This is a genomic window from Frankia sp. QA3 (assembly GCF_000262465.1).
GTDB lineage: Bacteria > Actinomycetota > Actinomycetes > Frankiales > Frankiaceae > Frankia.
The window spans coordinates 732248-744308 of the sequence record NZ_CM001489.1 but is presented as its reverse complement, the minus strand read 5'-3'; the positions used below and the strand labels follow the sequence as shown (position 1 = coordinate 744308).

Here is a 12061-nt window from a genome sequence, read left to right as displayed (position 1 = left end):
GCAGGCGGGCGGGGCGGCCCAGGCGGGCGGGGCGGCCCAGGCCGGGGGCGCCGTCACGGCGACTCAAAGGAACTCCCGCAGCCGCGGCCACATGCCGGCCGCCGCGGCGACGATGGCGGCGAGCACGAGGGCCGGGCCGGCCAGCCGCAGGCCCCGCAGCGCGTCGGCCGCCCGGCGCACGTCGCCCTCGAACCGGCCGCGGGCGGTGTCGATCGCCACGTCCAGCTTGCCGAGGAAACGGGTGAACGCGGCCGTGCCCGGCCCGAGCGTGCGGGTCACGGCCTCGCCGAACGTGTCGGACGAGCGGGGATCCCCACCTGCGGAGCCGGCATCCCCGGGGCCGTGGGCGGCAGCCACGACCGAGTCGGGCGAGGAGGCCAGCAGCCGCACCACGGAGTCGCGCACCCGCAGCCAGGAACGCAGGTCCGTCTCGAGTCCGGGCGGCAGGCCCGCACCCTGGCGACTGTCGAGAGCCACGACGAGGGACCCGCGGCGGGTGACCGGTTCGGGCGGCAACCGCTCCCCGGCCGAGTCGAAACCCAACCCCCTGGTCACCCAGGCGAAGTGCTCGTCGAAGCGGACGCCGTTGCCCAACGCGGTCAGTGACAGGTTCTCGTCGACCCGGGCCTCCAAGGCCAGCGTCTTCGACCGCGCGAGCAGCGTCATCTGCCGGTAGCCGGCGTCACGGACGGTGTCCAGGCGGGTCTGCTGGGTGCCGAACGCCACCGCCGTCCAGGTGACGGCCGCCAGCACCGCGCCGGTGGCGACCACCAGGCCCGGGTTGATCAGACGGTTCGTCCGGCGCACCAGCAGCAGCTGCACGCCGACCAGCGAGCCGAGCGCGAAGCCGGCGGTGATCACGACGGCCCATTCCCCCTGCGAGCCGGTGGCCCGCTGGTAGGCAAGGTCGACGGCCTCGGCATAGCGGGCGACGAGGATCTCGGTCGAGGGGAGGATCTCGGTGCGCATCATCGTCGAGGCGGCCCGCAGGTTGGCCTCACCGACGGACAGGCCCGCGCGGTTGTTCGCCCGGGCCCGCTCCACCATCCCGTTGTAGACGGGGATGCCCTGCGCCAGCAGGTCCAGGGGGCACGCCACGGACGGGGTGCCCCCACCCGCACCGCCAGGCCCACCCGCACCGCCAGGCCCACCCGCACCGCCGAGCCCATGCGGACCGCCGGGCTCACGCGGACCGCCAGGTCCGTCAGGCAGGCCGGGTCCGCCGCCGGTCCCGTCACCGCCGGTGGCGGGACCGGGAACGGATCGCCCGCGGTCCGGGGGCGACGCGGCGGCCTGGTTCCCGCTGGCCCGGTCGGACCAGGGCGGTGCCATCCCGCCGGCCTGGTCCGGCCCGTCGACCGGCCCGCCGCCGGCATTCGCGAGATCGACCCCCTCGCCGCCGTCGACGCCGCCTCCCGCTACGGCGGCCGAGCCCTGAGCGGGGGGCCCGAATCGGGGATCCGGAGCGGTGGCGCACAGCCTCGGGTCGAGGCGGCGCAGGTCGAGAACGTCCCGGGCCGCCTCGGCGACACTCGCCTCGAACGGCTGGCCGGCCTTGATCCCGTCGTAGCGCTGCCGCAGCTCGGCCGCCGGCTCACCCTTGTCGACCAGAAGTTCGATGGGGGCGAACACCTCGGCGGCCGCGGCGGCGTCCGCCTGGGACAGCGCGGCGCGCAGCTCCTGGGCTGTCGCCAGTGCCCGCCCCTGCCGGGTGACCAGGTCGTCGGTGGCGTCGAGCCGGTGGGTGACGACGCCGCGCAGCGTCAGCCCGAACAGCGCCAGCGCGACGACGAGCACGCCGAGCAGCCCGACCAGCCGGACTCCGGCATCGCAGCGCGCGGCGACGGTCCGCACCATCCGCGCGGCCCGGCCGAACCCGCCAGGGCGGGGCGGGACCCGCCCCCGGGGTTCCCCGCCCTCGCGCCGTCGCCGGACGCCCCCACGGCGCCGGGAATCCGGCCCCCCGCTGGGAGCAGGCGGCGGCGACGCTACAACCGTCACGGTCACCGAGCGTACGCGTACCCCGCCGATCCGGTTACTTCAAGCAGGGATCTCACCCGAGTCCGGCCGGAAAGGCAGCATAGATGACGCAGGCGATCGTCACGAACGTCCACGGCAGGTGCCGATCGACCGGCCGCGGCAACACCGGGGTGAGCAGCCTCGACCGATGCGGCTGGCACCGCGGCAGCCAGTGGCGGCGCAGCGACCGGAGGTCGCGTGCCCCCAGCACCGGCAGGGCCGCCGCCAGCGCGGTCAGCGGGACCGCCGCGCCGGTCACCCGTCCGCCGGCGTGCTGGAGCACCAACGCCAGCCCGGCCGACCACGAGGCGGTGACCAGACAGGTCACGACCAGCAGCAGCGTGAACCGGCTGCGGCGCACCCGCCGCCCGGCGACCGCCCAACCGAGCAGGCCGAGCAGCGGGACGCCCACCGCGAGACCTGACACCATGACCGCCACCGTGGCCGCGGCCGGACGGGCGAGCGGCGCGGCCACGCCGGCTGCGGCCATCGCGGTGAGGCACGTCCCGCTGGCGGTGACCAGGCGGCGCACGGCGGCGGGGGCGCGGAACGCGTCGTACTCGCTGGGCGGGACGGCGCTGCCCACCCCGAGCGCCCGCCCTCCGCCCAGCCGGGCCAGGAAACACCGCATCGCCGCCGGGCGCTGCTCGCGCAGATCGATCCACTGGGCGCGGCTCAGCGTGTGCACGTGGCCCGCCGCGGCGCCATCCAGCGCGAAGCGCACGCTGCCGCCCAACACGTACACCGCGGCCGGCACCTGCCGCGAGACCTGCTCCCAGTCCACCCCGGCGGTGATGAGCACGAACGTCAGCGGGTCGCCGCGGCCACCGGGGCGGCCGCGCTCGATCTCGACCAGCCCCGCCGTCCGGCAGGCCGCCCGGATCAGCAGCGCGATGCCCTCGTCGGCCGGCGCGGCGATGATCCGGTAGCCGCCGACGGGCCACGCCGGCGGCGGGTGGCCGGTTATGCCGGTGGCCACCGCCAGCGGCGGGACGCCCGACGCCGGCGACCCGCGGCCACTGCCCGCGGCCAGCCACAGCCGCACGTCGGCCGATCGCAGGATCAGGCCGATCGCGAGCGCCACGGCGGCCACGAGCGCGGCCGCCACCGCCACCGTCCGCGCCGGGCCGGCCCCCTGCGGGCAACCGGGGAGGTACCGGAGCAATCCTGGTCCGGCCGACGGCCCGCCGGGGGCGGCGGGCAGCAGCACCGGCAGGAGCGGAAGGGTCAGCGCGGGGCCGAGCACGGCCGCGACCAGCCCGGCCGGCCCGGCCACCCGGCGGACGAGCGCGCCGGCCGACCAGCCGGCCATGCCCGCCGCGGCGAGCAGGACCGCGCCCGCGGCGACCCGCTGCACCGGCCGGACCGCCCCGGCGGCGCCCGCGCTCGCCCTGCTCCCCCCGCCGCCCAGCAGGACACACAGGCCGCCGGCGAGCAGGACCGCCGCCACCGAGAGCAGCACGGCCAACACGGCGGTGACGCGCACGGGCAGCCGGGGTGCGTGACGCACCCGAGCCCAGCGGCGGCGGTCCCTCCCGGCCGCGGCAGGCCTGCGCGCCAGAGCGCCACCTGCGCCGGGCGTCGGGCCGGACCACGTGGCGATCTCCTCGGCGATGCGGCGCGCCCCGGCCCGCAGCCCGGTGCGAAGGTCGTGGACCGGGCTGGCACGCAGTGGCACCGGCAGTCTGACCGGCCAGGTGCCGACGACCGCGACGACGACCGGCGTGCCGGCTCGCAACGCGCTCTCCCATTCGCCGGTCACGTACGGGGAGCGCAACGCCGCTGGCGAGGCGACCAGAACGAGCGCGTCGCTGTCCCGCACCGCCTGCCCGATCGTCGCTGCCCAGTCCAGGCCGGCGTCGAGATCCGCGGCGTCGAACCAGGGATCGACCCGCCGCGAGGAATACAGCTCCCAGGCAATCGCCTCGGCGAAGTGAAAGTCGCGCCGGGAATAGCTCACGAAGACCCGCGGCACGGCCGCAGTATCGCACGCGGGGATTGCGCCGTCCGGTCCGCGCGCAACGGGCGGCGCGACCCCTGCGTCCGGGCACCGACCGGCCCGAGCGCGGGACGCCATCGGGGCGGCACGATATCCTCGACCGGTCGGGCGGTTTCGGGGGCGGCCGTCCGGATTGCGAACACGGCCGGCGCGGAATCGTCCGCGCCCCCGGCCGGCACACGGTCGGGGCCCGGCCCGCCGGCGGCTGCGGCTCCCGGCGGCCCGGCCCGGGTTGGGGAGCAGCATTGACGCGGCGTTTTCTCGCCTGGTTCGCCGACCATGGGGACGCGGGCGCGGCCCTTGCGCTGGCGCTGCTCGTGGCGGTTCTCGCAACGTTCGACGTCGCCTCCGACCACATCGTCTTCAGCGCCATTCTGGCGACGCTGGCCGTGCTGGCCGCTGCCATGCTGCGGGACCGCGCGCAGGCTCGGTCGGTACATCGCGAGCTGACCCGGGCCGCGGACGACCTGCACCGCATCCCACCCCAGCTCGACCGGCTGGACGCCGTCGAGGACCTGCTGGCCTCCTCGCGGCGGGCGCTCGAGGAGTCCGCGGCGATGGGGATCCTGGTCGGCGCGGAGGTGCCCGCCGCCCTGGCGGAGGCGCGCCGCACCGCCGACAGCTGGACCTTCCGCGGCGGCACGGGAACGTTCATCCGTGCGGTCACCCTGCCGGAGTGCGTGCAACGGGCGCGGGCCGAGCGGCGGCGGCTGTTCATCCAGCTCGAAATCCTCGACCCGACCCTGGTCGGGCCCTGCGAGCAGTACGCCCGGTTCCGCCGTTCGCTGGAGCTCGACCGGGACCGGTTCGGGGACGCCTGGACGGCGGAACGGACCAGGCTGGAATCCTTCGCCACGATCCTCGCCGCCTGCTGGTATCGGCAGCGGTACACCTTCCTCGACATTCACGTCGCCCTGTCCGACCGCGTCACGACGATTCGTTACGACCTCTCGCCGAGCTGTCTCGTCATCACCCAGGAGGATCCTCGCAACCCCGCGCTCCTCATCCGCCACGGCCGGTTCTTCTACAACTGCTACGCGACCGACATCCGACTGAGTTTCGAACAGGCGCGCCCGGTCCCGCTCGACTCCGCACGGTCCCTGCCGCTGGGCGAGCAGCCCAGTGTTCCCGAGGTGCGGGCGCTGTTCACCGCGCTCGGGCTGGAACTACCGGCAGATGTCACCGACACGGCGGTGGAAAGCATCATCCAGAAGGCGATCCATGCCCAGAACCCGTACGCCTGACCGGTGTGAGCACGTCGGCGACGCCCTGCGCGCCGGCCGCGACCTCGACGCGATCCACGCCTGGGGCTGTGCCCTGCTGTACGCGGCCGCCCGCGGGGCGGCCGAGACGCCGCTGCCCCCGGTGCGCCACCCGCTGGGCTTCCTCTGCCAGCCGCTGCACCGACGTCCCCCGCAGGGCCTGTGCCTACACCTGTGGCCGCCGCCCCCGGCGCAACGTCCGGCCCCCGGCGGCGGGATCCACGCGCACTCCTGGTCGATGACGAGCATCGTCCTGCTCGGCGAGGTCGGGAACGAGACGATCGGGGTTGCCGACGACAGGCCCGGTACGCACCAGGTCCTACGGGTGGCCAGCCGGGGGGACGTCGACGTGCTGCACCCGACCGGCCGCACGGTCCGGCCGTACGTCGCCCACCGGCAACGGCTGCGCCGCGGGGCCCGCTACAAGCTTGCCGCCGGCGTGTTCCACCGCACCCGTCTCACCGCCGCGTCCGCCACCCTCGTGCTCGGCGACCACGAACCCGGCTCCCGCGATCTGGTTCTGGGCGGGCTGCACGAGCGCGTCCGCGTCGTCACCCGCCAGCCCTGCGGCGACGACGAGCTGCGCGCGGCCGCCGGCCACGTCCTGCGGGGCCGGTCATGACACGCCGCCGGACCAGCGCCGCGGCGGCGGGCGCGGCGAGGCCGGGAATCGGCACGGCGGGACGGCATCCTGCCACGAGGGCCGTCACCGCGCCCGAAGCCGGCATCCCCGACCCGGCGCACCCCGCGATCATCGGATCCCCGAGTGAGGAGCTCGCGATGCCGCACCCAGGACGGCCGCTGATGCCGCGGCACATCGACGAGCCGGCGCCGCAGGCGGATCCCGTCCGGCGACCACGGGTGCGCCCCGACCGGGGCGTCGACCTGGAGGCCGCCCGGGACTTCGCCGTCGCCACCGCGCAGGCGGCCGGCGACATCCTGCGCTCGGCGGACCCCGCGGAGATGACCGTGCTTCCCAAGGGCTCCCGCGGCGATGTCGTCACCGACCTGGACCTCGCCGCGGAGACCTGCATCGTCGAACGGATCCGGGCGGCGTTCCCCGGCCATGCGATCCACTCCGAGGAGGCCGGGGAGATCGCCGGCGACGACGCGTGGCTGTGGCTGACCGATCCCCTCGACGGCACCAACAACCTCGCAGTCGGCCTGTCCATGTACGTCGTCGGCATCACCCTCTGTCACACCGGCGTGCCCGTCGTCGGCGTCATCCACGACCCCGTCGCCGACCAGACCTGGTCGGCCGTGCGCGGCCGGGGCATGGTGGGGCCCCGGCGCCCGGACGGCCCGGGCCGCGGCGGGCGCGTCCTCGCCTGGACGCAGGGGTACGAGGTCGGCGGCCGGGACACGACGGCGACGGCTCTCAAGCTGGTCCTGGAACAGGATTCGCGGCGCCTGCTCCAGCTCTGGACACCGCTGCTGAGCTGGGCGATGCTCGCGCGCGGCGACATCGACGGGTTCGTCGGCTACCGGGCAGGCGCCCTCGACCTGCACGCCGGCGCGCTCATCGCCGCCGAGGCGGGACTGGTGATCGTCGATTTCGACGGCAGGCCGTTCGACCACACCCTGGCCGGCCGTCGGCAGCCGCGGGACTTCATCGCCGGTCCGGCCGGGACGGTGCGGCGGATCCTGGCGCTCACCGACCAGCTTGCCCATACCCGCGGCGTGCTCGACCAGCTCTGGCCTCACCGCCCGCGGCCGGCGGCCCCCTCGGCCGTGCGCTCGGGCCGGCGAAGCACGGAAGAGCTGCCCTGATTCACACCGTATCGTCGGTAGCCGCAGTGCCGGGCGAGCAGCGAGGAGCAACGTGTCGACGATCCCATCGGCCCCCACCGCGGGGCCCGCTGATCCGGCCGGGCGTCCGGTGGAACCGCCCGCGGGGATCACTGACGCGCGCCTCGCCCGGCAGATCGCCTTCCTGCTGGAGATCGACCAGCTCAAGTCGGTGCTGCGGCAGAGCCATCTGATCGACCTGTCCCGGCGGGAGAACGACGCCGAGCACTCCTGGCATCTGGCGATGCTCGCCGTCGTGCTCGGCGAGTACGCGGCGGCGGACGTCGACCAGGCCCGCGTCATCCGCATGCTGCTGATCCACGATCTGGTGGAGGTCTACGCGGGCGACACGTTCCTCTACGACACCCAGGCCGCGGCCGGCCAGGAGCAACGCGAACGTGCCGCCGCCGATCGGCTGTTCCCGCAGCTTCCCGGCGACCAGGCGGGCGAGCTTCGGGCGCTGTGGGACGAGTTCGAGGCGCGGCGCACCCCCGAGGCCCGGTTCGCCCGCGCGCTCGACCGGGTGCAGCCGCTGCTGCTGAACTTCTACACCGGCGGCAGCAGCTGGCGCCCGCACGGGGTGACCAGGGCGGACGTGCTGGCCCGCCGGGAGATCATCGAGGATGGCTCACCGGCGCTGTGGGAGTACGTCCGGGTGATGATCGACGAGGCGGTGCGCCGCGGGTACCTGCGGGCCTGACGTCACGTCCCGTCACGGGGGCCGCCCGGTCGGACGGATCGGTCAGGACAGCCCGCAGCGCTGCTGCGCGGTGTACTCGTGCAGCGCGGTCGCGACGGCGGGCAGAACCGGCACGAGGCAGAAGACCGGGTTGCGCCAGAGCTGGCGGTACTCGCTGCCGCCCGCGTCGGTGTCCGACTCGAGGGCGTCGCTGTGGGAGTGGGCGACGGTCTCGGGTGCCGCCTGGGCCAGCGCTCGCGCGAGCCACGGCCGGTCGGCCATGATCCTCGCGGCGGCCACGGCGAGTCCCGGGTCCACGGTGTCCCGGGCGACGAGGCCGTTCGGCGCGCCGATCGTCGCCGTCGGCTGGTTCACCCCGCTGTACGTCCCCGCACTGATCGTCTTGTCCGCGAAGATCCCCGGCGCGCCGTCGCGGCGGACGAACCCGGCGCCCGCCACCCGCTCGTAGTACCGGTCCCAGTGCATGCCGAACCCCTCGCGGTACCGGTCGATGGGCAGGAGCTGGAGATCGCTCGCGGCGCCGCCGAGCTGGCGGATCCGGTCGGCCAGGATCTCCGACGGCGCCGCCACCCACACCACCGCCTCCACCGGGTCCGCGGACGGGGCCGGATCGGTCAGCGATCCCATCGCATCGCCCAGCGACTGGTAGACGACCCTGGGCAGGGGCAGCGCCGGCGACGTGAGCGCGCACACGTTGTCGAACAGCACGTCGTTCATCTGCAGGGAGCCGGACAGTTCCAGGCCGCCGGACACGGTCTTGCCGCACAGGTCGCGCAGGCTGGTCACCTTGCCGCGGCGGACGATGACGTGCACGAGGTCGAAGTAGGCGGGCCCCAGCGTGCGCAGGCGGTTGACCTGGTTCAGGGTCCCGCGGCGGAACCGGGCCGCGCTTTCGTAGTTGAACTGGTAGATGCCGAAGGTGGCGTCCACGGCGACGTTGAGCTGGACCAACGCGAGGGAGCACTCGGCGGGGCCGTCGGCCTGGAGCCGGTAGAGGTTGTCCGCGCTGCCGTCGGTCGGTTTCAGGTCGACCGTCAGCCCCCAGCCGGGATGGCGCCGGACGAGCTCGCGTCCCAGCTCCTGGGCGACGTCCCAGTAGGGCGAGTTCGCCTGCCCGGTGTAGATCTTCGCCTCGCGGCAGCCCGTCCCCGGGTCGTGGGAGCCCCCGCGCGCCGGCACGAGCAGGACGACGAGCAGGGACGCGACGAGCAGGCCGGCCGCCAGGACGGCGGCGATCCGCGGCCGCTGTCGTGGCCGCGCCGGCGACGATGACGACACCCCGGTACCCCCGCCTCTCCCGATCCCCCGGCTTCGAAGCAGCGACCGCCGCGGCGCAGGCGGGCGCGATGTGCGCTCAGTATGCCGGACATGTACTGGCACTTTCACGCAGGGAGACCGCCCGGCGCCACGCCGTCGGAGCGACCGGCGCGGGACACCGGAACGCGCCCGGCGCAGATGCGCCGGGCGGGGGCGCGGAAGGCGAGGGTGGGAGAGGTGGGGTGGGAAAGGCCGGGGTGGGAGAGGTGGGGACGCTATCAGGCGTCCAGCAGGGACTCCAGGAACAACACGGTGCGCGCCGCGACGCAACGCCGGCCCGGCCCGGTCAGCACATCGTGGCCGCCGAGGACCACGTCGAGCTCGGCGCGCGGCGCGGTCCGGGTCGTCATGCGCACCAGGGGCAGCGGGCTGACCTCGTCATCGGCGCCGTGCAGCAGCAGGATCGGCAGGTCGGGCAGGGCGCGCGGCGAGGGCTCCTCGACGGGCAGGCCGGCCACGAGCAGGTGCAGCAGCGGCAGGCCGAGCAGGACCAGGCCGTCGGGGCGCACGGCGGGCGAGCCGACCATCGCCAGCGCCGCCAGTGCGCCGGTGTCGGAGCCGAGCAGCACGAACGGCGCGCCCGGGACCCGGCCCTCGACCAGGGCGGGCACCCGGTTGCCGCCGTCGGGAACGACGGTGAGCAGGTAGCCGTCGAGCGCCAGCCGGTCGGCGAGCGCGTCGAAAATCGCGGGGTCCTCGCCCCGGCCGGGCAGGGCCGCGATCGTGGCTCGGATGTCGCGACGGGGCACGGTGGCGCGAGCGGCCGGCCGCACGGGCGTCGCTGCGGGGCCCCGCGGGGCGGGGGCTGTGGTGGGAGCCGCGCCGAGTGGGCGCCCGGAGCGCGGTGCCGCGACGGCGGCATACGTGCCCGCCTGTCGATCGTCGAGGGACAGGGGCTGGAACGGCGACATCATCGGCGCCTGGTCTCCTTCGAAGGAAACGGATCGCCGCGGCCTGGTGACCGGGCGTGCCGCGGACGCGGCAGGAGCATGGTCGTGCGTCGGGTGGCCGGTCGGGCGGGCCACGCGAGTGGGCACACGGTGGGGTGGGCACACGGTGGGTGGTCAGGGTGGGGTGGTCAGGGCGGGCATGGGCCGCCCCGCTGGCCGGATCGGGGGGATCCCGCGGCGGCGTCGGCCCGACGGGCCGCCCACGGCCAAGGGGTGCGGGCGTCCCGGCGGCGTGCGGTGCGGGCGGCGGCGTGCGATCCGGGGGCAGGCGCGGCAGGCCCCTAGGCGTGCGTTCGGGCGGGGATCCGGGCCGCCCGCCCGAACGCCGGGCGCGGGGGCGGGGGCGGGGATCCGCGTGGCACGACCGGCCCACCGGCCGGAGGTCGACGCGCCGCCGGCATGCGGGGCGGGCGCGAGGCCCGCCGGGGAGGGCGAGGACGCCCCTCGGCAGCGGCCGCTCCTCGTCAACGGTCGAGGGGTCCGGCGACGGGCCGAAGATCGGTAGGGGCTCCCCCGGCGGGTCAGCTCAGCGACAGCGCCATGGGGAGGGGGACGGCAAGAAGGAGACCTCGCGCCGGAGTCGAACGGACTGACGTGCGTCCACAGACATGCCTACTACCCTCGGTAGTCGAGCCGCCGCCCGTCAACTCGTTCCTGCTGTGCGATATATCACTTTCATGGATCATGGGGAGACGGAACCGGAACACGGGCAAGGGCATCACCCGGAGGGGATGCCCTTGCCGTGACCCGCGCGGGCGCCGCGGCGGCGGGGGGTGACCCGCGCCGAGCGCCTCGGCCCGCGGTCCATCAGCCCAGGTCCGGTGGACCGGACTCGGGCGGGGATGGACCCGGGCGGCGGTGGTGCTGCGATCAGACGGCCGCCGCGGCCTTCGCCTTCGCGAAGCGCTCGGCGACGTCGGCCCAGTTGACGATGTTCCACAGGGCCGCCGCGTAGTCGGCCTTGACGTTCTTGTACTGCAGGTACCAGGCGTGCTCCCACGCGTCGAACACGAGCAGCGGGGTGTTGCCGACACCGACGTTGCTCTGGTGGTCGTACACCTGCTCGATGAGGAGCCGCTGGCCGGTGGCGTCGTAGGCCAGCACACCCCAGCCGGAGCCCTGCACCGTCGTGGTCGCGGCGTTCAGCTGCGCCTTGAAGGCGTCGAAGGACCCGAAGTCGGCCGTGATGGCCTCGCCGAGCACGCCGTCCGGCTTGTCGCCGCCGTCCGGGGAGAGGTTCTCCCAGTAGATCGAGTGGAGAATGTGCCCGGAGAGGTTGAACGCGAGCGTCTTCTCCAGGCCGACGATGGCGCCGAAGTCGCCCTTGTCCCGCGCCTCCGCGATCTTCTCGAGGGTGTCGTTCGCACCCTTGACATAGGTCGCGTGGTGCTTGTCGTGGTGCAGTTCGACTATCTGTCCGATGATGGACGGTTCCAGTGCGCCATAGTCGTACTTCAGGTCCGGCAGCGTGTACGTCGCCACTAGAGCACGATCCTTTCCATTCGCAAGGGATTTTTTCGGGGGCACCCACGCGGGGGCTCCCGACGGTTCGAGTGGGCGGTTCCGACGACGCCGGCGGCCACCGGTCGGGCAGCCGGGGTCGGGCGGGGCCTGGCGATGCCCATCGACCCTCTCCTCTCCGGCGAGCCGCCGAGACGGCACCCTGTGGACGTCGACGTCAGGTGCTGCGATCGCCCGCCTGGACACTATCGCCAGGAGGATCGGTCCTGCATAGCGAGACCGGACACCGCCACGTAGGAAGGATCGCCCCTAGCCCCGACCAATAACAGCCCGTGACGGCGACGAGGCGGAAGGCGGGATTCGGTGACCCAGGGAACAGCCGACCACGCCGGCCGGGGTACCACCCCACGAACGTCCGGGGAATCCTCGGCGCCGCCCGTCCCGCCCGCACGGAAGCCCGCGGCCCGGCCGGCGGGGCCGCAATCGGCGCGACCGGACCCGCCCGAGGGCCACCTCGGCCATCGGATCGGTCTGCCGCGAGACGCCCACGCCCGCACCGGTGGGA

At 74.9% G+C, this 12061-nt stretch carries 9 protein-coding genes; 4 read left to right on the top strand and 5 right to left on the bottom strand.

Going from position 1 to position 12061, the window contains the following annotated elements:
* Positions 1-63 precede the first annotated feature (63 nt).
* A complete protein-coding gene (locus tag FRAQA3DRAFT_RS02955) occupies positions 64-1857 on the bottom strand; it encodes a hypothetical protein (RefSeq protein ID WP_009737578.1) in 1794 nt (597 codons plus the stop codon).
* Positions 1858-2053: 196 nt separating this feature from the next.
* Positions 2054-3979: a toll/interleukin-1 receptor domain-containing protein gene (locus FRAQA3DRAFT_RS02950; protein ID WP_198287014.1), complete on the bottom strand. Its 1926-nt coding sequence runs from the start codon at positions 3977-3979 to the stop codon at positions 2054-2056.
* A 284-nt stretch (positions 3980-4263) separates the two neighbouring features.
* Between FRAQA3DRAFT_RS02950 and FRAQA3DRAFT_RS02945 the strand changes: the two genes are divergently transcribed.
* The 4 genes from FRAQA3DRAFT_RS02945 (at position 4264) to FRAQA3DRAFT_RS02930 (ending at position 7768) form a co-directional block, all read left to right on the top strand.
* The gene (locus FRAQA3DRAFT_RS02945) at positions 4264-5262 is read left to right on the top strand and encodes a hypothetical protein (protein WP_009737576.1); all 999 of its coding nucleotides are present in this window, start codon (positions 4264-4266) and stop codon (positions 5260-5262) included.
* Positions 5240-5902: a hypothetical protein gene (locus tag FRAQA3DRAFT_RS02940; RefSeq protein ID WP_009737575.1), complete on the top strand. Its 663-nt coding sequence runs from the start codon at positions 5240-5242 to the stop codon at positions 5900-5902. Before FRAQA3DRAFT_RS02945 ends, FRAQA3DRAFT_RS02940 begins: the two co-directional genes overlap by 23 nt.
* Positions 5903-6060: 158 nt before the next feature.
* Positions 6061-7050: an inositol monophosphatase family protein gene (locus tag FRAQA3DRAFT_RS02935; protein WP_009737574.1), complete on the top strand. Its 990-nt coding sequence runs from the start codon at positions 6061-6063 to the stop codon at positions 7048-7050.
* A 52-nt stretch (positions 7051-7102) separates the two neighbouring features.
* On the top strand, positions 7103-7768 hold the full coding sequence (locus FRAQA3DRAFT_RS02930; protein ID WP_009737573.1) for an HD domain-containing protein: 666 nt from the start codon (positions 7103-7105) through the stop codon (positions 7766-7768).
* A gap of 42 nt (positions 7769-7810) precedes the next feature.
* Here the strand turns inward: FRAQA3DRAFT_RS02930 and FRAQA3DRAFT_RS02925 are convergent, their stop codons facing one another.
* The 3 genes from FRAQA3DRAFT_RS02925 to FRAQA3DRAFT_RS02915 all read right to left on the bottom strand — a co-directional run bounded on the left by FRAQA3DRAFT_RS02925 (position 7811) and on the right by FRAQA3DRAFT_RS02915 (position 11517).
* Complete coding sequence (locus FRAQA3DRAFT_RS02925; protein WP_009737572.1) at positions 7811-9046, bottom strand: C4-dicarboxylate ABC transporter substrate-binding protein; 1236 nt, start codon at positions 9044-9046, stop codon at positions 7811-7813.
* Positions 9047-9303: 257 nt separating this feature from the next.
* On the bottom strand, positions 9304-9999 hold the full coding sequence (locus tag FRAQA3DRAFT_RS02920; RefSeq protein WP_009737571.1) for an alpha/beta hydrolase: 696 nt from the start codon (positions 9997-9999) through the stop codon (positions 9304-9306).
* A 906-nt stretch (positions 10000-10905) separates the two neighbouring features.
* A complete protein-coding gene (locus tag FRAQA3DRAFT_RS02915) occupies positions 10906-11517 on the bottom strand; it encodes a superoxide dismutase (protein WP_009737570.1) in 612 nt (203 codons plus the stop codon).
* Positions 11518-12061 lie beyond the last annotated feature (544 nt).